This window comes from Methylococcus sp. EFPC2 (genome assembly GCF_016925495.1).
In the GTDB taxonomy this organism is placed as follows: Bacteria; Pseudomonadota; Gammaproteobacteria; order Methylococcales; family Methylococcaceae; genus EFPC2.
The window spans coordinates 2,198,185-2,219,049 of sequence record NZ_CP070491.1; the positions used below are offsets into that span (position 1 = coordinate 2,198,185).

Here is a 20,865-nt window from a genome sequence, read left to right on the forward strand (position 1 = left end):
AAACATCATTTAAACCAGACATTTAAATTGTCGATAGACTGCCAATCTGGTATGCGCGCCTTAAACTGAGACCAATCACTTACACTGAAATCGTTTGCGCCAGGGTTCCTGAGCCCAAGGTTATCACGAGTTATTAAATTACTTTTAAAATCGCCATATTGTATCGCAAGCTGATCTATAAGCATTTTTCCTGACTCATAAATATAATTTCCCTTTACACTATTTCCTTTAGGTGTAGCAGGATCGTCATATAATATATTTGTTAAAGAAGGATATTGCTTGGACCAAACTGACGATCTATATGGCATTAATGCGAGCTTTTTCTGTAGATCGCTGCCTGGCGAAATAGCCGCTTTAGCCCAGGTAGTTCCTCTTGCATCCAATGACAATGAAACTTGATTAAACGCGAAAATGTTATTTGTAATTAGATTATCCCGCCCACCCCCTATTAATACTCCTCTATATATATTGCTTAGAATATTTTTCTCGATCTTTATGCCACTTGAAAAGTCATCTAAATAAATCCCGGAGACATCACCTTTTCCAGGCAGTCCGGCGATCTCATGTATGTAGTTATTACTAATTACCGTACCTCTTGCACTCCAGTCCCGCCCTATATATATAGCCCCTGAATCAGACGTATCCAAGCATACACGATATATATTGTTTTTATCTACTAAATGATTATTTCCGTCCACCCATATTGCAACGTGTGGAGCATTATGTATTATATTTCCACTAATAGCGATTCCAACTCCACGGGCATCTATCCCAGCTCGGTACGTAGAAATATTTCGGCTGTAATCATGTATATGATTATTGGAAATCGTAAAGCTGGCTGGTGATAGATTAACTCGCTCGCCACCATTGGCATATATGCCACCCGTACCAGTCGCATATATTTCATTACCTTTTATTTCATGATTTTTACCGCCTTGAATAACTATCCCAGTTTTTCCAATATTTCTTACAATGCCATCAAATACTGAAATATGATCACCACCAATGATCTCGACTCCATTCCCGCGACCGCCCTCGAACAAAATTCCTTTAAATATTATATTCGAAGCTTCATGTGTGGCAACAATTGGCGCAGAGAGTTTTGTTACCGTTAACGTTGTATCTGAGTTTACTTCTTCATCAGGTATAAAATACGCTTTTCTTGTACTTCTATCTATATAATATTCACCCGGCGCATCCAATTCTGATATATTATTCAATACATAGTAGCGTGCCCCAGCAACAATGCCATATTCAGGCGTGTCTTTGAGTCTAACTGTGTGATCAACGGTATTTACAAAAGACACCTGAATCGCCTCATCATACCAATCTTTTCCCCAGTAACCCTTAAGCCAGGTATTCGGACGCCGCCAGTTTATAACCCGGTTTTCCATCTCATTAGAATATGGTATTTTAGGTGTCTTAATAAAAACGCTATTCTGCGTATACGCCCACTCTCCATTAGGCCATCTGGCGACCTGCATAGGTCTTTGATTCAAAAAAAGCTCTTCCGGTGCTAACGGATCCTTTTCAGGGGAATTTATTTCCGATCTCGCCCAGCTAGAAGCCGGTGCTGCAGCTATTCCGGCGGCACGAAGATCAACGACCTGAAATTTTTTACTATTTGCTGTATTTACCCCCGAGATCTGAATATTTCCTAAAGGCTTAATCTGAGAAGCTGGCACGTTTAACCCACCTGAAAAGACTACTTTTTCAAGTCCATACGCCTGATACGTTATCGGGGCATTTATTGTGCCGGAATCTATATTTAGCAAATTGAGTGTTTCATTGAAATAATATATACCTTGTCGGAAATATACGGTTACGGGAACTAAAGAATCAATTGTTTTATACGCCCTCACAGCGCTTTGAGCTCTTTTAGCTGTCGCAAACGGACTATTAATACTACCCGCATTTCTATCATTGCCGTTAGGTGATACATAAAACGCTTTTTCGACTGCTGCATCCGTTTCAGAACTTATTGTTAATAACAAACTAATAAGCGCTGCCACTCCCGCTTTATCCATTTTACTCATAAAAATCTCCTCATAAAATATATTCTATAAGTCGGAAATAACTACTAAGAAGTACTTGAATATAATTGGCGCGGCCCCACTCTTTCCTTTAGCGAATATACATAAACTAAAAGCCAACATAATTGCGTTACAATCATTCCTATTGCGGCGCCGGCCACATTCAAGCTCATTATTAAAGGATGGGCTATCACCAATGTAAGCACTGCGGAAATAAGCTTGGCAGCAAATCCTGCTTGTGGCAATTCGGCGGTACGCAGTGCGGCGCTCATGACTGTCGTTAGGCTCGTAAGTACCATGGCGCATGCCAAGATCGGTACGATATAAGCATATTGGCTAAATGTAGGCTGAAACAACATTGACAATAGGCGGACAGCAAATATTGAAATTAAAATACACGCCGTAAAATTAATTATAAATATTACACTTCCGATTAATCGCCACCACTGTTTCCATGCCGCCTGTCCGTTCTCGAGCAAGCGTTTTCTTGCTACTGGAACTGCGTAATTTACCAAACCCAGCATTACGACATTTAACATATTCAACAGGACTTGCGCCGCTCCAAACGCGCCTGCTGATTCAATATCCACCCAAGACGCTATCAGGTAAAAATATACTTGTGTGGAAACAGTATAAACTGCACTTTCAAACATCAACCACTTTCCAAACCGCCAATTTTCAAACCATGATTTCCTTACATTCTTGAACTCTAGAATAAATCGAGCCTTGCCGGTCGAACCAATTAATGATCCTACGGCATACCCTAGTGAGCATATCAATATTGCCGATACAACATCTAAAGCCCCCCCCCATACCATCGCTGCCAATAATGCGACCCTAGTCGTCACACTTAATATATCCGAGACAAAGAGAGTCATCCATTTAAAATGGCTTGCATTACATGCCCTACCAAACTCTTGTAACTGCCCTAATATCGAATAAACTATATATGTCAGCAGAAGACTATTGTCGTGAGTATATTCAACATAAAGAAATGCTATACCGGCAGCCGCAAGCAAGCTTGTTATTATGAATTGGAATATAATGCGATGACTAACATATAAATCAAGCCGCTTACCTGCTAATCCCACCCCCAACACTCTTAATGGCATAATTACCAAGGCTGCAGCAAGCCCATTAGTAACAAGCATAGTAGTGTTGATTAAAGTATATACTCCGAAATCTGATGGAGTTAGAGATTTAGCCAGCATCATTGCAGTCAAAAAGTTACCTAGAGACGATACCGCTTGATCCATCAAGGAAATCGCGCCGCCACTTTTTATCCATTTTATAACTTTTGACATTTACAAGCGTATTTAGTTATTAGATTCAGAAGATTACTTTCCATAGCTTATATTTATAAAAGCCCGCTACGGATTATCGGAGTAAAAATCAGAAAGCTCTCGATAGTTGATATCCAAATTTATTTTCTGAAGTTCAGCGGGATAGCGCAATTAGTTAAAAAGCGACCCCAAAATGTCGTTAACAACCCAAAAATAAGAAGCACTCCACTTCCAGGCAACGGGATTGGCTTTAAGGTATTTGCGGTCGTGCCTCCTAATAAATTAAAATAAAACTTATCGCCATCAATTACAGGTACAGTTATTTTTAAAGTTCCGCCGCCTTGATGGACGCCTATATCTGACGGAAACATTGCTAACAATTGTATATTTATACCATCATGAGCGGCACGATTTTCGCGACGTTCGTATCTGGTTTCGGCCTGAAAGTTTGAATATATGTCGACGAAACTTTGATCTTTTGCTCCCGAAACATTCGATAACAAAGTAGCTTCCCACATATAATTCACTGACAGCTCAATATTTCCAGTTCCCTCTACAGAAAATTCTCCGCCACGCGATACCCAGTGCCCAGCTGCCGTATCTTCTTGACTTATATCTTTTGCATACGCATATAGCGTTGTAACATTCGCTGTTGACTCTGAAATTATACCCGTATTTCCAGTATGTGCCGCAATCGGAGATGTCCAATTAGCCATATAAACTTCTTGCGAAGTATATGCATTGACTGCAGAATATAAATTTTCCCATGTTATTCTAGGGGTTGTAATTTGGCCATCGGGAACCGGGGTTACGACAAACGAGCTCCAGTCGATATTTAGCTCTGCTTTACCTAATGTCGCACCGTATGCCGCACTAGATAAAAGTATTACAGCAGATATGATAGCGACGAATCTAAGTATTGCGCACATACTTAATCTCCTAATAATCTACTTATAGATGTCCTGGTATAACCCTGTAGAATTATTGCGCTCCTATAATTCACGCGACGTAGGAAGTGTCCCACTTGTCAACTATGGCCGCTATATGGGCTTGCTTGTTGATTTATAGCCCGTGACGCTACGAGCATTCCTTATCGAGAACGTGATGTGAACGGGTTCACACTTTTATGCCGCACTCCGTGCAATGTTTGGCCCGACCGATAAAGACACGCGGTTTTATCGGTTGCTTTAGCAATCTTGTAATCACGGAAAAGGAAACGCTCATGAACGCGAATCGTATCAATGCGAGCCTGACTCAGGAAAATATCGACGCTGCCTTGGCGCTGGTCAACTCCCTGCTGCAGCAATTGCCCTTCCTGATCGATCTGAGCCCTGATGAACGGAAAGGAATGGTGAAATTCGGCGAGAAAAACCGCTCGTTCGTGGTAAAAGCCGGTGCGCTCGCGGCACAGCATCCGGAAATCCTGCCCGGCGGATTCAGCCTGGAAGACATGAAGCGCCATGTCAATCTGGTGGAGACGCTTTATCCCATCCAGTTGGCTTTGGCCAATTTGCTCGGCAAGGTGGAAGACACCTACTATGCCGCCGGCAGCCAGGCTTATACCGCTGCACTGCATGTCTACACCTATACCAAGGCGGCACATGTCGCTAATGGGGCATTGGAAGATGCCCTCGACGATCTCGGCCGCCGCTTCATTCGTCGCTCCCGCACGACAGACAAGTCGACTGCCGGGCAAGCCGTTCCGGCCTGATGCTGTGTTGGCATAGTGCTTCTTCCATGTCGTTCGACAGGACCGGGATAAACAGTAGACGGTCCGTCTCGTTCGTCCCGGACTCGTCGAACGATGCCTTTCACACGCTCCACCCGCTTCATCCATCGCTCCCATAGATCGTCGCTCATCGGCCTATCGGCCATCCATCTTTTCAATCGAAGCGCGGATCGACGCGATAGTTCTTTCCACTCCTGCCATCGATCCGTCCATGTTTTCAAGTCATCGATCCATGTAAAGCAGGGATCGTTCCATGTTTGTGATAGAACGATGCATCTTTTTCACGCATCGATCCATGTTGAATATGGATCGATGCATGAATTCGGTACGTCACTCTATGTTCGACATACATCGTTGCATCATTTTGGTACGTCGTTCCATCCCGCGCATGGACGCATGTATCATTTTTATACACCCGTCTATGGCGAAGATGGAACGATGCATCTTTTTGATACAGCGTTCCATGAAGTTCATGCAACGATGTATGCCGCCCATGGATCGTTCCATGACTATCATAGACGGTTGCCTCATCCCTATGTCCAACTGCGGCAATTGACACAATGGTGCGTCGCGTTTGCGCCGATTGCTCCGTTTTTTCGGCTTTTCACCGTCAGCTTTGACCGTGAAGCGCCGGGGAGTTAATTTAGGCCATGTCTGAATTAGCCGGTGAACCGGCTTTTTCGTCTTGCGCCGTATCAAAAGCCGGGGATTTCATCTGAAGCCATCCCATGCGGCATTATGCCAACTGTATCTCTCTTGGTCGCAATCTCAACAAGCTTTGCAATTGGAGGTTTGGGATAGGGTTTTGTGCTTGAAACGGCTTTCTAATCTCGGGACTTGACGTAAAAAGCATCGAACGTTCTACCCCCACCCTGCCCTCCCCCTGCAAGGGGGAGGGGATTGAAGACATTTCAACTGTTCGCGCAGACGCATCCTGCCTTCGCCCTGCAAGGGAGAGGGGTTGAAGACTTTTCAACTGTTAGCGAAGACGTAGCCTTTATTAAGTCAATCCGAGACCCTGGTCGGTTGTTTGTGGGAGCGGGCTTTAGCCTGCGAAGATCGCGGCCTGAAGGCCGCTCCCATCCTGAGCTATTTAGGTCGCGTTGCCATGAAAGTTGTTAAGGGAACACTTTGATTGTAAGCATCGAGCGTTCTACCCCCACCCTGCCCTCCCCCTTCCAGGGGGAGGGGATTGAAGATACTTCAACCATTAGCGCAGATGCATCCTGCCTTCGCCCTGCGAGGGAGAGGGGATTGAAGACTTTTTAACTGTTAGCGAAGACGTAGCCTTTATTAAGTCAATCCGAGACTCTGGTCGGTTGTTTGTGGGAGCGGGCTTTAGCCTGCGAAGATCGCGGCCTGGAGGCCGCTCCCACCCTGAGCTATTTAGGTCGCGTTGCCATGAAAGTTGTTAAGCGAACACCTTGATCGTAAATATCGAGGGTTCTACCCCCACCCTGCCCTCCCCCTGCAAGGGGGAGGGGATTGAAGATACTTCAACCATTAGCGCAGACGCATCCTGCCCTCGCCCTGCAAGGGGGAGGGGTTGAAGACTTTTTAACTGTTAGCGAAGACGTAGCCTTTATTAAGATGGCCCGAGACCCTGATCAGTAATTTGTGGGAGCAGGCTTGAGCCAGCGAAGATCGCGGCCTGGAGGCCGCTCCCACCATGAGCTATTTAGGTCGCGTTGCCATGAAAGTTGTTAAGCGAACACCTTGATCGTAAATATCGAGGGTTCTACCCCCACCCTGCCCCCCTGCAAGGGGGAGGGGATTGAAGATACTTCAACCATTAGCGCAGATGCATCCTGCCCTCGCCCTGCAAGGGGAGGGGATGACACGGCGTATTCGTGGATTATTGCAATCGTGTGTTGCATGGTGATGTCCATTTCGTCTTGCGGATCATGTCCATGTGCGGTGGAAGGGCGTAGCGTAACCCGTCATAGGCGTCTGACCGCTAAACCGCGGCAGCGAATTCCGGCTAGCGGCGTCATTCGCTGGAATTCCCTTCGTTCATTCCAGCCTACGCGGAAAATAGCCGTTTGGGCCATGGTCGCGCTAGCTCACGGCAGTGCGCCCATGGAATCGGCGGTCTGCTTTGCGCTCATCCATTCAAGTGCGCGGCCAAGACGTCGGCGATACGTTCGGCCGCGGCGCCGTCCCATAGTTCAGGGCGCCGGCCGGCCTTGCCTAAGCCGGCCAGTATCTTCTCCGCCTCGGCCACGATGCGCGCAGGGTCCGTGCCGACAACGACATTGGTGCCTTCTTCGGCGGTGATGGGCCGTTCGGTGTTTTCCCGCAAGGTCAGGCAGGGTACGCCCAGGGCGGTGGTTTCTTCCTGCAAGCCGCCGCTGTCGGTGAGGGCGAGACGGGCGTCCTTGAACAGGTTGAGAAAGTCCATGTAGGGCTGCGGCTTGATGGTGTGGATGGCCTCCGGCAAGGCAATGCCGAAGCGTTCGAGATTGGCCTGCGTTCGGGGATGGATGGGGAAGATGATGGGCAACTTGGCGGCGATTTGGCCGATGGCTGCGATCAGGCTTTGCAAGGTTTCCTGGCTGTCCACGTTGGACGGCCGATGCAGGGTCATGACGCCATAGGCGGAAAAGCGTGCCTTGATCGCTTCGCTGGCCAGGGTGCCGGCCGGCAGGCGCTTGAGTTTGTCGACCTGATGGAACAGGTTGTCGATCATGACGTGACCGACGAAATGGATAGCTTCGCGCGGCTTGCCTTCGTGCAGCAGATTTTCCACACCGCTTTTTTCGGTGACGAAGAAATAGTCGCTGATGGCGTCGGTCACCATGCGGTTGATCTCTTCCGGCATGGCCAGATCGCGGCTGCGCAGCCCGGCTTCGACATGGGCCAGCTTGATGTTGGCCTTCTTGGCGACGATGGAACAGGCCAAGGTGGAGTTGATGTCGCCGACGACGATCACCAAATCCGGTTTTTCCTCTTCGCAAACCTTCTCGAAGCGGGTCATGACCTTGGCGGTCTGTTCGGCATGCGAGCCGCTGCCTACATCGAGGTAGTGGTCGGGCTTGGGGATTTCCAGTTCCTCGAAAAATACATCGGACATTTCCTTGTCGTAGTGCTGGCCGGTATGCACCAGCCGGTATTCGAATACGTCGCTCCGTTTCTGCAACGCCCGGATGATGGGCGCGATTTTCATGAAGTTGGGACGCGCGCCGGCAACCAGCAGAATTTTTATCATGAGAACGAAAATAGAATGAGCCCAGAATGGCGCAATTGTAGGTTATTAATAGGCCTATAGGCTCGCACTATCGGAGTGCGGCCATTCATGTTGGAGGCAAAACCTTTCATACCAGCATGTAAACGATTTCTTCGAGGCGGCTCAGTCCTTTTTCCCGGAAACGGGGTTCCCGCTCCAGGAGGTCGACACTGTGCAGTCGCTGCACTTTCCGGTGAGTGCCGTAAAGCGCGCAGATCTCAGGCTCCTGCACGCTGAAAGGTGGCCCTTCCATCTCGTGCTGTGGATATGCGAAGGCAATCAACAATATCGGTATTCCGGGCGCCAGCAACTGCAGCATGTGATGCGCGTAGTCCGCACGCATGTCCGGCGGCAGCGCCACCAGGGATGCGCGGTCAAACACCGCGGTCACGCCCGCTAAATCGTTCTGCATCAGGGCAAAGAAATCGCCGCAGTACAGCGACAAGCCCGCCGTTCGATAGACGCTAAAAGAATCCAAATGGTCTACCGTGGGCTGCAAGTCGTTCTCCGCAAAAAATGCCTCCACGGCCACGGGACTCAGTTCCACACCGATCACTTCGTAGCCTTGATCGCATAACCAAAGCATGTCTCGGCTCTTGCCGCACAAAGGCACGAACACCCGGCTACCCTTGGGCAGTTCCAAGGCCGGCCAGAACCGGCGTAAATGGGGATTGATCTCAGACTGGTGAAAGCCGATCTGGCCGGTGGCCCAGCGTTCGTGCCAAAAGACGGTTTCCATGGACGGATATCTCATACCATTCAACAATGGGAGATAGTGTACCGGACTCACACCCGTCCAGCCGCGATCCCTATTGCTCCTTCCCCCTGATAGGGGGAAGGCTGGGATGGGGGTAGTACTGCCGGATGTCCAAGCGGCAAACTGATCGTGTGCCTGCAGGGGCTTTACCCCCACCCTGCCCTCCCCCTGGAAGGGGGAGGGAATCAAATAAAAGGACGGATTTACATGTATCAGCCGTGACCCTATTGCTCCTTCCCCCCTCATAGGGGGAAGGCTGGGATGGGGGTAGTACTGCCGGATGTCCAAGCGGCAAACTGATCGTGTGCCTGCAGGGGCTTTACCCCCACCCTGCCCTCCCCCTGAAAGCATAGGTATCTACACATCTTCTCAACGCATTGATTTTCACCCCTCTCCTTTTGGGCAATGCCGTTTAGTTAAGAGGCACATCGTCACCCCGGCAGGGAAGGGTTGCGGTTAAAGCAACCGTTTGCGATTGGGATGCCGGGGTCCAAAGGCCACGGATGGCTGAGGCGTTTTACATCCATGTAACCTGGATTCCGGCAGTCCATGCCGGAATGACGGCTTAACTTAACGGCATTGTCCTTTTGTGAGAGGGGCAGGGGTGAGGGCCTGAGCGCTCAACGCTTACGAACAAGTCTTTGAAAATCAGGCGCTTTGCCCTCACCCTAACTCCCTCTCCCAAAGGGAGAGGGCGTTGTGTAGATACCTATGCCCTGAAAGGCAATGCCGTTAAGTTAAGGGATTTAGTCCCCTCTCCCACTGGGAGAGGGCTAGGGTGAGGGCGAAGTGCCCAATTGTTTCAATAGGGTCATCGCAAGCATTTCGCGCTTTAGGCCCTCATCCCAACCTTCTCCCAGAGGGAGAAGGGGCTTAACTTAATGGCATTGCCCTGAAAGGGGGAGGGAATCAAATAAAAGGACGGATTCTGTGCCGGCCGCGATCTTTGCAGGCTGAAGCCAGATCCGCAGATAGCCGGCTAGGTCCGGAAATCCGCCTGATGCTGCAGGAACCAGTCGTAGGTCGAACGTATGCCTTCCGCCAGGGGAATGCTGGCTTTCCAGCCCAGGCCGTGCAGCCGCGTCACGTCGAGCAGCTTGCGCGGCGTTCCGTCGGGCTTGGTGGTGTCGAACTCCAGCTCACCGGTAAAGCCAACCGCATCGCGCACCAGCTCCGCCAACTCGCGGATGCTGACGTCCTCGCCCACGCCGACGTTGACGATCTCGCTGTCCGAGTAATTGGCCGCCAGGAATACCGTCGCCGCGGCCATATCGTCCACGTGCAGGAACTCCCTGCGCGGCGTGCCGGTACCCCAGACCGTGACGGCTGACGCGCCGGCCAGCTTGGCCTCGTGGAATTTGCGGATCAAGGCGGGCAATACGTGCGAGCTTTCCAGATTGAAATTGTCGCCCGGCCCGTAGAGATTGGTGGGCATGAGCGAAATGGCATCGAAGCCGTGCTGCTTGCGGTAAGCTTGGCACATCTTGATGCCCGCTATCTTGGCTATGGCGTACCATTCGTTGGTAGGCTCCAGCGGACCGGTGAGCAAGTGCTCCTCCTTCATCGGCTGGGGCGCATGCTTGGGATAGATGCAGGACGAGCCCAGGAATACGAGTTTCCTGGCTCCGAAGCGCCAGGCGTTGTCGATCAGATTATTCTGAACGAACAGGTTGTCGCGGATGAAATCCGCCGGGTAAGTGTTGTTGGCATGTATGCCGCCGACCCGGGCGGCCGCGTCGATGACGACCTCGGGCCGCTCCCGCTCGAAGAACGCTGCCACGGCGGCATAATCGAGCAGATCCAGCTCCTTGCGGGTTCTGAGCACGAGATTCGTATATCCCTCGGCCCTCAATCGACGCTCCACGGCCGAGCCCACCAGGCCGCGATGACCGGCGACGAAGATTTTGGCTGTCGCGGTTAGGGGTGAGGCGTGAGGGGTAAGAGGCTCGTAGCCTATCGGGGTATTCATAAGTTCCTTGGTTTTTTCAATGATTGTATGAGGCCGCCCAACAGGGAAAAAACTTCTTCCAGCTCTCGACTCAATTAAAACTCATTTTCCAGGTAGCCCAACTCGTCGGCGATTACGATCTGCGTTTCCAATTCACTGAGAGAGCCGCGAGCAATGGAGAGGAAATGCAAAAACTCCTTGGTGCTTTCCCTAGCCGCTCCTTCTGCAATGTTGGAAGTCTGTAGGATGGGCAAAGGGCGTAAGCCCGTGCCCATCGGCACGGCATTGATGGGCACGCCTGCGGCTTTGCCCATCCTACTTTGTCATTCGTGATAATCGAACGCCTTGTAGCCTTCGCGCTTGCAGAGGGCGTCGCGTTCGGCGGCGATGAGGTCTTCGCGCACCATCTCGCGCACCAGTTCGTCGAAAGTGGTCTTGGGTGTCCAGCCCAGCTTTTCCTTGGCCTTGGTCGGATCGCCCAGCAGGGTTTCCACTTCGGTGGGACGGAAATAGCGCGGGTCGACCGCGACGATGAGTTTGCCGGTGGCGGTGTCGTAACCTTTCTCGTCCACACCCTGGCCTTCCCAGCGTATGGAAATGCCGACTTCATGGGCCGCGGTCTCGACGAACTTCCGGACGCTGTATTGCACACCGGTGGCGATGACGAAATCTTCCGGATGATCCTGCTGCAACATCAACCACTGCATTTCCACGTAGTCGCGGGCATGACCCCAGTCGCGCAAGGCGTCCAGGTTGCCCAGGTAGAGCGTGTCCTGCAACTGCAGCTTGATGCGGGCGATGGCGCGGGTGATCTTGCGGGTGACGAAGGTCTCGCCGCGCAAGGGCGATTCGTGGTTGAACAGGATGCCGTTGCAGCCGTAGATGCCATAAGCCTCGCGGTAGTTCACCGTGATCCAGTAGGCGTACATCTTGGCGACCGCATAAGGCGAGCGCGGATAGAAAGGTGTGGTTTCCTTCTGCGGGATTTCACGCACGTCGCCGTAAAGCTCCGAGGTGGATGCCTGATAGAAGCGGGTCTTCTTCGTCAGCCCCAGGATGCGGATGGCTTCCAGCAGCCGCAGCGTGCCGAGACCGTCGGCGTCCGCCGTGTATTCCGGCGTCTCGAATGAAACCTGCACGTGGCTCTGCGCCGCCAGGTTATAGATTTCGTCGGGCTGGGTCTGCTGGACGATGCGGATGAGGTTGGTGGAATCGGTCAGGTCTCCATAATGCAGCACCAACCGGCGGTCCTGGACATGCGGGTCCTGGTAGAGATGATCGATGCGATCCGTGTTGAACAGCGAGGCGCGGCGCTTGATGCCGTGTACTTCATAGCCCTTGCTCAACAGCAACTCCGCCAGATAGGCGCCGTCTTGTCCTGTGATGCCGGTAATCAGTGCAACTTTGGTCATGGATACTCCTTAAGAGATATTCGATTTTTTGTTTATGCTCGGTCGCTGTCGGCACGATGCTTTAGGTTTTACCTAAAGGCCTCTTCGGGATGTGCCCAGCGTGATTTTAGCGTCGGTTGCCTCATCGGAATCTTCATCGCCGCTCATAGGTCTGGATGACGCGTGAGGCGCCGCCCTTCCAAGGTGAACGCGGTCGATAAACACCCGCAACGATAGACGATGATGCTCCGCTTCCGGAAGTGAGGGCATCCTTGAAGATAGGTAAAATCCATATCGGAGAGCGGATAACGATTTGTCCTTAACTTGGGATAGAACCGGTGGTCCGGCTTGGGCTGCGCGCCAGGGCGAAACGTAAGGTTGGGCAACACACGCGTCCGGCGGCGGCAAGGCCTTCGTCAACATCGACTGGCCGCTGCCCTTGGTCCAATAGTTTGCCTCGTCGAGGCCCATGCGGACAAGCCCGACGGTCACATGACGCCATTTTTTATCGATTGCGCACGGCCGGCCGGGCGTACATATTCACAGTGCGCCGTTTCGGTAAAACATACCCGACGGAAATGGCCTACCTGGGGAAAACGAGCAGAAACAAAAGACTATGTCTGTGGTAACAGTTGAAACGGGCTCTGTGCGAATAGCGCATGGTCTACGCGCCCCTCCCCCACGAAGGGGGAGGGCCAGGGTGGGGGTTGAGCCTTGATCTATGCGCTGAACTTCGACGTTGCTTCTTCGCCCGAGTATCCCACCCCCATCCCAACCTTCCAATCGCAAACGTCGCTTGAATCGCGACCTTCCCCCTTGCAGGGGGAAGGAGCGAAGGCGTCAGACGGCAAAGCATTATTGAAGCCGCTGCGGCGTGAAAGTCCGGTAACAGACTCACGGTATGCCGAAAAGTCATTTCAACGCTTAATGCACGCATAGCCAAACAAAACCCTGCATAAGGGAGCGGGTCCATAGTAAATCCGGCTAATGACAAAGCCGTGAATGGCGGACCGAAATCGATAGAGGCGGGAACAGTATTTGAACGCATAAATACTCATGCGCGCAAAATGCCATTAAAATCGACGCTTTTTATACCGGACCGTCTCTTGAGCAACCCACTCCATTTTCCGCCCGAATGGGCACCCCAGTCCGCCGTGTTGATTGCCTGGCCTTACGACAAGGGCGATTTCCAACGCTGGCTGGCCGAAGTCGAAGACACCTATGCCCTGATCGGCAGTGCCGTCAGCCTGAGGCAGACGCTGATCGTGGCGGTACAGAATAATCAGCACCGGCTCCATGTATTGGAATGCCTGACGAAACAGGGCGCCGACCTCACCCGCGTCATTCCCGTGGAGTTACCGTACAACGATGTCTGGGTACGCGACACCGCTCCCCTCACCGTCGATACGCCGGCGGGCGCCAAGCTGCTGGACTTCCGCTTCAACGGCTGGGGCGGCAAATACGAGTGCGCAGACGACGCCCGGTTGGCGCGCCGGCTGCACGAGTCCGGCGTATTCGGCGCAACGCCGCTGGAAGCGGTCGATTTCGTGCTGGAAGGCGGCAGTCTGGAGACCGATGGCGAGGGTACGCTGCTGACCACCGCGCGCTGTTTGCTCAATCCCAATCGCAATCCGAGCTTCGACCAGTCCGGAATCGAACGGCAACTGCAAGAGGCCTTCGGCTTGCAGCGCGTGCTCTGGCTGCATCATGGCTATGCCGAAGGCGACGACACCGACGCCCATGTCGACACACTGGCCCGATTCTGTGCGGTGGATACCATCGCTTACACCGCCTGCGACGACCCGGAAGATGATTTGTACGGCGATCTCAAGGCCATGGAAGATGAGCTGAAACGACTCGTCGCTACGAGCGGCGGGCCTTATCGGCTGGTTCCCCTGCCCGTCCCCAAGCCCATTTACAGCGAGGAAGGCGACCGATTACCGGCCACCTATGCCAACTTCCTCATCATCAACGGTGCGGTGCTGGTGCCGGTCTACGGCGATCCGGCCGACGATATCGCCTTGACCAGACTGAAGGAATGTTTCCCCGACCGCGAATTGGTGTCCATCCCGTCCACGCCCTTGATCCGCCAATATGGCAGCATCCATTGCATGACCATGCAGTTTCCCGTCACCGTTTCCATTTCGGGCCAGCCATGAAAAAAACGCTCACCGTCGCCCTCGTTCAACAGGCCTGCGGTTCGACCCGGGAAGCCAATCTGGCCGAGTCCTTCGCGGGCATACGCGAAGCCGCGGCCGCCGGCGCGGAACTGGTGTTGCTGCCCGAGCTTCATTTGGGGCCTTATTTCTGCCAGGTGGAAGACACGAACTATTTCGACCTGGCCGAACCCATACCGGGGCCGACCACCGACGAATTGGGTCGCTTGGCCAGGGAACTGGGCGTGGTTGTCGTGGCCTCGCTGTTCGAGCGGCGCGCGCCGGGGCTGTACCACAACACCGCCGTGGTGCTGGAAAAAGACGGCACCTTGATCGGCAAATACCGCAAGATGCATATCCCGGACGATCCCGGCTATTACGAGAAATTTTATTTCACACCGGGCGACATCGGCTTCAAGCCGATAGACAGTTCGGTGGGTCGGTTAGGCATACTGGTGTGCTGGGATCAGTGGTATCCGGAGGCGGCGCGATTGATGGCCCTGGCCGGCGCCGACCTGCTGCTCTACCCCACCGCCATAGGCTGGAATCCGGACGATGAAATCGAGGAACAGCAGCGCCAGTTGAACGCCTGGATCACCATCCAGCGCGGCCACGCGGTGGCCAACGGCTTGCCGGTATTGTCATGCAACCGTATCGGCCATGAACCCGATCCCAGCCCGAACAGCCGAGGCATCCAGTTCTGGGGCAACAGCTTCGTCGCCGGCCCGCAAGGGGAGTTTCTGGATCACGCGGACGACAAGGAAAGACGCGTGCTGATCGTGGAGATCGACCGCCAGCGTTCCGAAGACGTCCGCCGCATCTGGCCCTTCCTGCGCGACCGCCGCATCGACGAATACGGCGGACTGGTGAAACGGTTTTTGGACTAAACCCGCCCTGCCTCTCAGTCCCCTCCCCCTTCCAGGGGGAGGGTTAGGGTGGGGGTATAGCAGTTGCCGACGCTGACAGCGGCGTTTCCTTCCCTCTTCCAATGGGAGGGGGGAAGGGAATGCGGAGGTCACTGAACCATGCCCAAAGCTTGAGTTATCGACGTCAGAACACCGTCCAATGAACACAAGACTTCATGGTTCCAAAAACGAATCAAGCGATACCCTTGCTTACCCAACCACGCCGTACGCACGTCATCATAGCGGGCTCGCTCGGCATGCTGACTTCCATCGAGCTCGATGATCAGACGGGCTTCGAGACAAACGAAGTCGACGATATAAGCGCCCAAGACGTGCTGGCGGCGGAAACGGAAGCCGCCAATTTGCTGACCGCGTAGCGCACGCCAAAGTTTGCGTTCGGCGTCGGTCATATCTTTGCGAAGCATCCGCGCTCGACTTAAAGCGACCGGATCGATGCGTGTTCCTCGCGACATGGCCCTACACCTCCATTCAGCCATTCCCAGTCCAGACTACCCCTTGCGCCTTCTAGGGGGAAGGTCGCGACTGAAGCGACGCTTGCGATTGGAAGGTCGCGATTCAAGCGACGTTTACGATTGGGAAGGTTGGGATGGGGATGGAGACCGAGGATTGATCTGGACGCAGATTGCTCGGGATTATGCTGGGTTATGACCCCCACCCTGCCCTCCCCCTGGAAGGGGGAGGGAACCGAAGACCCGGGCTTCCCCTTCCCCCTCTCGGGGGGAAGGTTGGGATGGGGGTGGAGACTGAGGATTAATCTGGACGCAGATTGCTCGGGATTATGCTGGGTTATGACCCCCACCCTGCCCTCCCCCTGGAAGGGGGAGGGAACCGAAGACCCGGACTTCCCCTTCCCCCTCTCAGGGGGAAGGTTGGGATGGGGGTGGAGCTTATCGGGCGGTTATTGCACCAGCGCCAGCAAGACGCCGGCGGCGACGGCGGAGCCGATGACTCCGGCGACATTGGGCCCCATGGCGTGCATCAGCAGGAAGTTGTGGGGATTGCTCTCCTGGCCGACCTTGTTGGCGACGCGGGCCGACATGGGCACCGCCGACACACCGGCCGCGCCGATCAGCGGATTGACCTTGTGTTCGCTGAAGCGGTTCATGATCTTGGCCATGATCACGCCGGAAGCGGTACCGAAGCTGAATGCGATGGCGCCCAGCAGCAGGATACCCAAGGTTTCCGGACGCAGGAAGGCGTGGGCACTGAGCTTGGATCCCACCGCGAGGCCCAGGAAGATCGTCACGACGTTGATCAGCTCATTCTGCGAGGTCTTGCTCAAACGCTCGACCACGCCGCTCTCCCGCATCAGGTTGCCCAGGCAAAACATGCCGATCAGCGGAGCAGCGGAAGGCAGCAAGGCGGCGGTGAGGATCAGCAGGACCACGGGGAAGATGACCTTCTCCTGCTTGCTGACATGGCGCAACTGGGCCATCTCGATCAGGCGTTCCTCCGGCGTGGTCAGCGCGCGCATGATGGGCGGCTGTATCAGCGGCACCAGGGCCATGTAGGAATAGGCCGCGACTGCGATGGCGCCCAGCAGGTCCGGAGCCAGCCGGGAAGCCACATAGATGGCCGTCGGGCCGTCCGCTCCGCCTATGATGGCGATGGCCGCGGCATCCTTGAAGTTGAAGCTCAGGCCCGGTATCACGTTCAAGGCCAATGCACCGAGCAAGGTGCCGAAGATGCCGAACTGCGCGGCCGCACCGAGCAGCAAGGTTTTGGGATTGGCCAGCATGGGGCCGAAATCGGTCATCGCCCCCACGCCCATGAAGATCAGCAGCGGAAAGATGCCGGCCTTAATGCCTAGGTAAAGATAGGAGAGCAGGCCTCCCTCTTCCGCGATTCCGGCCACCGGGATGTTCGAAAGCACCGCGCCGAAGCCTATGGGCAACAACAGCAAGGGTTCGAAGCCCTTGCGTACGGCGAGATAGATGAGCAGGAAGCCCACCGACATCATGACCGCCTGCCCCCACTGGAAGTTGGACAGGCCGGTGCTCAGCCACAATTCGTTGAAACCACCCATCGCGACCTCAGCCTACCGTGACCAGCACGTCGTTCGGACTCACCGTATCGGTCACCTTGACTCGCACCGATCGCACCAAGCCGGCATTGCGGACGCGCACTTCGGTTTCCATCTTCATGGCCTCCATGACCACCACGACCTGACCCGCCTCGACCACTTGGCCCTCCCTGACGTTGATGCGCAGGATGTGTCCGGCCATCGGCGCCTTGACTTCCTCACCGCCACTCAGCGGCGCCGGCACGACCGGACTGCCGGAAGCCTGGGTCAACGAGGTGATCGCTCCGCCCGGCGCAACTTCGACCTGATAACTGCGGCCGTTGACGTTGACGGTATAAGCCTTGGCGCCGCCCGGCCCCGCCGATTCGGCCGTGACCACGGCGGCCGGCGCCGCTGCCGCATCCGGGCAGGGCGCGGGCTCGAAGGCGGCGGAATTGCCGCGGTTCTGCAAAAACTTCCAGCCGACCTGGGGGAACATCGCATAGGTCAGCACGTCGTCGACCAGACTGGTGGACAGCTTGACGCCGGTATCCGCCGCCTGCTTCTTCAATTCTTCGGTGAGGCGGTCCAGTTCCGGCTCCAGCTTATCGGCGGGACGGCCGGTGATGGGCTCGGCGCCTTCCAGCACGCGCTGCTGCAAAGCCGGATCGACCGGCGCCGGCGTCGCGCCGTATTCGCCCTTGAGCACGCCGGCGGTTTCCTTGGTGATGGTCTTGTAGCGCTCGCCTGCCAGCACATTGATGACCGCCTGGGTGCCGACGATTTGCGAGGTCGGTGTCACCAGCGGGATGTAGCCCAGGTCCGCACGCACGCGGGGGATCTCCAGCAAAACCTCGTCCACCCGGTCGAGTGCGCCCTGCTCCTTCAACTGGCTCTCCATGTTGGTGAGCATGCCGCCCGGCACCTGGGCCACCAGGATACGGCTGTCCACTCCGCGCAACGAACCTTCGAATTTCGCGTATTTCTTGCGCACATCGCGGAAATACTCGGCGATCTCTTCCAGCAGGAGGATATCGAGCCCGGTGTCATGCTCGGTACCCTGGAAGATGGAGACGACGGACTCGGTCGGACTGTGCCCGTAGGTCATGCTCATCGAGGAGATGGCGGTATCGACGTTGTCGATGCCGGCTTCCACCGCCTTGACGATGGTGGAGGTGCTCAGGCCGGTGGTGGCATGGCATTGCATGTGCACGGGCACGCCCAAGGTCTGCTTGAGACGGCTGACCAGCTCATAGGCGACATAAGGCTTGAGCAAGCCCGCCATGTCCTTGATGGCGATGGAATGCGCGCCCATGTCTTCCAGGCGCCTGGCCAGATCGACCCAGATATCGACGGTATGCACCGGGCTGACGGTGTAGGAAATCGCCGCCTGGGCATGCTTGCCGGTGGCGATGGTGGCGCGGATGGCGCGCTCGAAATTGCGGGTGTCGTTGAGGGCGTCGAAGATGCGGAACACATCCACGCCGTTTTCCGCCGCACGCTCGACAAACTTGTCGACCAGATCGTCGGCATAATGGCGGTAACCCAGCAGATTCTGGCCCCGCAGCAGCATCTGCTGCGGGGTGTTGGGCATGGCCTTCTTGAGCAGGCGCAAGCGCTCCCAGGGGTCTTCGCCCAGATAGCGGATGCAGGAATCGAAAGTGGCGCCGCCCCAGGTTTCCAGGGACCAGAATCCGACCCGGTCCAGTTTGCCGCAAATCGGCAGCATGTCCTCGATGCGCAGGCGGGTGGCCAGCAACGATTGATGAGCGTCGCGCAATACGACGTCGGTGATGCCTAGCGGTTTAGCCATAAAACGACTCCTGGAGAATTCTATTGGACTTATGAGTTCTGATGCCGATGTATTGCCGCGCTGATGACAGCCACGAGTTCGGCGTCATCCGCTTCGCTTTCGGCGCGAGTCGAGGTGGTAATGGGGGCATGGAAGGCAAAATGCGGCTGCGGTTCCGGCGCATAGCGCTGGATCAAACGGGAATTTGTGCGGATGATCCAAACGAGCAGGGCCAGGAACAAAAATACGATGGTCATGCCGATCGCCATGAGTTTGATGCCGGAGAATAAGAGTTCGCCGATTGTTGGTTCCATGTCGATCGTATGCTTGTTGAGTGACAAAACGGTCGAATGATAAAACGCACGGGGGCGAAAGTCGACCGGAGGGCCGGCACGGCGGGCCCGGCACGGCCTTCAGATGCGCCAGCTTTTATAAGGTTTTCCGGCTTCTTCGCGCACCAGGCGCGGCACCAGATAGCCCGGAAGACGTCGGCGCAATCCCTCGTGCAAGGCCAGCGCATCGGCCTCGGGAACGTCGAAGTGTGCCGTCCCCCGGGCCTTGTCCAGCAGGTGCAGGTAGTAGGGCAAAACGCGGTGGGCGAACAGGGTCTCGCTCAGTTCCGCCAGCGTTTCCACGTCGTCGTTGACCGCGCGCAGCAACACCGCCTGGTTCAGCAGGGTGACGCCCGCCGCGTGCAGATCCGCCAGGGCGTTTCCCACCGACGCATCGAACTCCTGCGCATGATTGGCGTGTATCACCACGACGGTCTGCAAACGGCCGTCGCGCAGCAAGTCGCAAAGTTCCGGCGTGACCCGCTGCGGCAATACGATGGGCAAGCGGGTGTGGATGCGCAGGCGCTTGATGTGGGGAACGGCGTCCAGTTCGGCTATCAGCTCGGCCAGCCTCCGGTCGCTCAAGACCAAAGGATCGCCGCCGCTGAGGATCACCTCACTCACGCTCTCGTCCGCCGCCAGATAGGCCAGGGCCTCGGTCTGGCGCTGCCGGTTCACCTGTCCGTCGCCGTAAGGAAACTCGCGGCGGAAGCAATAGCGGCAGTGGATGGCGCAGGCGCCGGTGGTGACGAGCAGCGCCCGGCCGCGGTATTTGTGCAACACGCCGGGGGTCGCGACCGCGGCCAGATCGCCCACCGGGTCGGCCAGATAACCGGGCGAGTCTATCGTTTCGTCGGCCAGCGGCAGCACCTGCCGGAGCAGCGGATCGGCGGCATCGCCCTTGCGCATGCGCGCGGCGTACTGGCGCGTGACCCGGAAAGGAAAGCCGGTGCGGTCCTGCAGGCCGAACGCAGGATCCTCGGCGGACAGCCCGAGATCGACAAGCAAATCTTCCAAACGGGTGTAGGAATCCGCCAGGGAGGTTCGCCAGTCCGGCGGAGCGGTCGATAGCGCGGGAGGCAACGAAGGGACGGTATGCAACAGAGATCGTTCAATGGCTAGGATGGGCAAGGCCGGCGGCCTGCCCATCGAATGCGCCCGGGCTGACGAGAGCGGGCTGGAAAATTTTCGCGACATTGTGCCGCATCCGCCGCGAGCGGCGATAGTGGGGCCGGCAGGAATGGCGCACTGGCCACATCCCTCCTATCGGTCATAATGAAGATCACGGCT

Annotated in this window: 17 protein-coding genes; 4 read left to right on the forward strand and 13 right to left on the reverse strand. The window is 55.1% G+C overall.

Annotation, left to right across the window (positions count from 1 at the left end; translation table 11 throughout):
- Positions 1-5: 5 nt before the first annotated feature.
- From JWZ97_RS09230 to JWZ97_RS09240, 3 genes are all read right to left on the reverse strand, one after another.
- Positions 6-2,036 carry a right-handed parallel beta-helix repeat-containing protein gene (locus JWZ97_RS09230; protein WP_205434461.1) on the reverse strand — a complete coding sequence of 677 codons (2,031 nt, stop codon included), beginning with the start codon at positions 2,034-2,036 and terminating at the stop codon, positions 6-8.
- A gap of 44 nt (positions 2,037-2,080) precedes the next feature.
- Positions 2,081-3,337: a lipopolysaccharide biosynthesis protein gene (locus JWZ97_RS09235; RefSeq protein ID WP_205434462.1), complete on the reverse strand. Its 1,257-nt coding sequence runs from the start codon at positions 3,335-3,337 to the stop codon at positions 2,081-2,083.
- A gap of 119 nt (positions 3,338-3,456) precedes the next feature.
- Positions 3,457-4,245: a hypothetical protein gene (locus JWZ97_RS09240; RefSeq protein ID WP_205434463.1), complete on the reverse strand. Its 789-nt coding sequence runs from the start codon at positions 4,243-4,245 to the stop codon at positions 3,457-3,459.
- 293 nt (positions 4,246-4,538) lie between these two features.
- On the opposite strand from JWZ97_RS09240, the gene JWZ97_RS09245 reads away from it, so the two are divergent.
- Positions 4,539-5,027, forward strand: coding sequence for a hypothetical protein (locus JWZ97_RS09245; RefSeq protein WP_205434464.1), 489 nt, complete (start codon positions 4,539-4,541; stop codon positions 5,025-5,027).
- Between the two features lie 93 nt (positions 5,028-5,120).
- The gene (locus JWZ97_RS09250; protein ID WP_205434465.1) at positions 5,121-5,687 is read left to right on the forward strand and encodes a hypothetical protein; all 567 of its coding nucleotides are present in this window, start codon (positions 5,121-5,123) and stop codon (positions 5,685-5,687) included.
- Positions 5,688-7,149: 1,462 nt separating this feature from the next.
- Here the strand turns inward: JWZ97_RS09250 and wecB are convergent.
- From wecB to gmd, 5 genes are all read right to left on the reverse strand, one after another.
- Positions 7,150-8,253 carry a non-hydrolyzing UDP-N-acetylglucosamine 2-epimerase gene (wecB, locus tag JWZ97_RS09255; protein WP_205434466.1) on the reverse strand — a complete coding sequence of 368 codons (1,104 nt, stop codon included), beginning with the start codon at positions 8,251-8,253 and terminating at the stop codon, positions 7,150-7,152.
- Positions 8,254-8,359: 106 nt separating this feature from the next.
- Positions 8,360-9,010, reverse strand: coding sequence for a thiopurine S-methyltransferase (locus tag JWZ97_RS09260; protein ID WP_205434467.1), 651 nt, complete (start codon positions 9,008-9,010; stop codon positions 8,360-8,362).
- A gap of 997 nt (positions 9,011-10,007) precedes the next feature.
- A complete protein-coding gene (locus tag JWZ97_RS09265; RefSeq protein ID WP_205434468.1) occupies positions 10,008-10,997 on the reverse strand; it encodes a GDP-L-fucose synthase in 990 nt (329 codons plus the stop codon).
- 74 nt (positions 10,998-11,071) lie between these two features.
- Positions 11,072-11,290, reverse strand: coding sequence for a four helix bundle protein (locus JWZ97_RS09270; protein ID WP_205434469.1), 219 nt, complete (start codon positions 11,288-11,290; stop codon positions 11,072-11,074).
- A 9-nt stretch (positions 11,291-11,299) separates the two neighbouring features.
- Positions 11,300-12,388: a GDP-mannose 4,6-dehydratase gene (gene gmd, locus JWZ97_RS09275; protein WP_205434470.1), complete on the reverse strand. Its 1,089-nt coding sequence runs from the start codon at positions 12,386-12,388 to the stop codon at positions 11,300-11,302.
- A gap of 1,085 nt (positions 12,389-13,473) precedes the next feature.
- Here gmd and JWZ97_RS09280 point away from each other — a divergent pair.
- Together JWZ97_RS09280 and JWZ97_RS09285 are read left to right on the forward strand one after the other, a co-directional pair.
- Positions 13,474-14,526, forward strand: a complete 1,053-nt coding sequence (locus JWZ97_RS09280; RefSeq protein WP_240342558.1) for an agmatine/peptidylarginine deiminase — start codon at positions 13,474-13,476, stop codon at positions 14,524-14,526.
- Positions 14,523-15,410 (forward strand): carbon-nitrogen hydrolase, encoded by an 888-nt coding sequence (locus tag JWZ97_RS09285; RefSeq protein ID WP_205434472.1) that lies wholly within the window; start codon positions 14,523-14,525, stop codon positions 15,408-15,410. The genes JWZ97_RS09280 and JWZ97_RS09285 overlap by 4 nt, the downstream gene beginning before the upstream one ends.
- Before the next feature lie 128 nt (positions 15,411-15,538).
- Here JWZ97_RS09285 and JWZ97_RS09290 read toward each other — a convergent pair whose 3' ends face one another.
- From JWZ97_RS09290 to epmB, 5 genes are all read right to left on the reverse strand, one after another.
- Entirely contained in the window at positions 15,539-15,901 is a 363-nt protein-coding gene (locus JWZ97_RS09290) for an endonuclease domain-containing protein (protein ID WP_205434473.1), read from the reverse strand.
- Positions 15,902-16,347: 446 nt separating this feature from the next.
- Positions 16,348-17,475 (reverse strand): sodium ion-translocating decarboxylase subunit beta, encoded by a 1,128-nt coding sequence (locus tag JWZ97_RS09295; RefSeq protein WP_205434474.1) that lies wholly within the window; start codon positions 17,473-17,475, stop codon positions 16,348-16,350.
- A 7-nt stretch (positions 17,476-17,482) separates the two neighbouring features.
- Positions 17,483-19,264: a sodium-extruding oxaloacetate decarboxylase subunit alpha gene (gene oadA, locus JWZ97_RS09300; RefSeq protein ID WP_205434475.1), complete on the reverse strand. Its 1,782-nt coding sequence runs from the start codon at positions 19,262-19,264 to the stop codon at positions 17,483-17,485.
- Positions 19,265-19,293: 29 nt separating this feature from the next.
- Positions 19,294-19,557, reverse strand: a complete 264-nt coding sequence (locus JWZ97_RS09305; protein ID WP_205434476.1) for an OadG family protein — start codon at positions 19,555-19,557, stop codon at positions 19,294-19,296.
- Positions 19,558-19,656: 99 nt separating this feature from the next.
- Entirely contained in the window at positions 19,657-20,676 is a 1,020-nt protein-coding gene (gene epmB, locus JWZ97_RS09310) for an EF-P beta-lysylation protein EpmB (protein WP_240342559.1), read from the reverse strand.
- Between the last annotated feature and the right edge of the window lie 189 nt (positions 20,677-20,865).

What these genes read in the sequence shown, in the direction of transcription:
- JWZ97_RS09250 (WP_205434465.1), top strand. Translation starts at nt 5,121, where the DNA reads ATGCCTTTCACACGCTCCACCCGCTTCATCCATCGCTCCCATAGATCG.
- JWZ97_RS09245 (WP_205434464.1), top strand. Translation starts at nt 4,539, where the DNA reads ATGAACGCGAATCGTATCAATGCGAGCCTGACTCAGGAAAATATCGAC.
- gmd (WP_205434470.1), bottom strand. Translation starts at nt 12,388, where the DNA reads ATGACCAAAGTTGCACTGATTACCGGCATCACAGGACAAGACGGCGCC.
- JWZ97_RS09260 (WP_205434467.1), bottom strand. Translation starts at nt 9,010, where the DNA reads ATGGAAACCGTCTTTTGGCACGAACGCTGGGCCACCGGCCAGATCGGC.
- oadA (WP_205434475.1), bottom strand. Translation starts at nt 19,264, where the DNA reads ATGGCTAAACCGCTAGGCATCACCGACGTCGTATTGCGCGACGCTCAT.
- JWZ97_RS09305 (WP_205434476.1), bottom strand. Translation starts at nt 19,557, where the DNA reads ATGGAACCAACAATCGGCGAACTCTTATTCTCCGGCATCAAACTCATG.
- JWZ97_RS09290 (WP_205434473.1), bottom strand. Translation starts at nt 15,901, where the DNA reads ATGTCGCGAGGAACACGCATCGATCCGGTCGCTTTAAGTCGAGCGCGG.
- JWZ97_RS09230 (WP_205434461.1), bottom strand. Translation starts at nt 2,036, where the DNA reads ATGAGTAAAATGGATAAAGCGGGAGTGGCAGCGCTTATTAGTTTGTTA.
- JWZ97_RS09295 (WP_205434474.1), bottom strand. Translation starts at nt 17,475, where the DNA reads ATGGGTGGTTTCAACGAATTGTGGCTGAGCACCGGCCTGTCCAACTTC.
- wecB (WP_205434466.1), bottom strand. Translation starts at nt 8,253, where the DNA reads ATGATAAAAATTCTGCTGGTTGCCGGCGCGCGTCCCAACTTCATGAAA.
- JWZ97_RS09235 (WP_205434462.1), bottom strand. Translation starts at nt 3,337, where the DNA reads ATGTCAAAAGTTATAAAATGGATAAAAAGTGGCGGCGCGATTTCCTTG.
- JWZ97_RS09285 (WP_205434472.1), top strand. Translation starts at nt 14,523, where the DNA reads ATGAAAAAAACGCTCACCGTCGCCCTCGTTCAACAGGCCTGCGGTTCG.
- JWZ97_RS09270 (WP_205434469.1), bottom strand. Translation starts at nt 11,290, where the DNA reads ATGGGCAAAGCCGCAGGCGTGCCCATCAATGCCGTGCCGATGGGCACG.
- JWZ97_RS09240 (WP_205434463.1), bottom strand. Translation starts at nt 4,245, where the DNA reads ATGTGCGCAATACTTAGATTCGTCGCTATCATATCTGCTGTAATACTT.
- JWZ97_RS09265 (WP_205434468.1), bottom strand. Translation starts at nt 10,997, where the DNA reads ATGAATACCCCGATAGGCTACGAGCCTCTTACCCCTCACGCCTCACCC.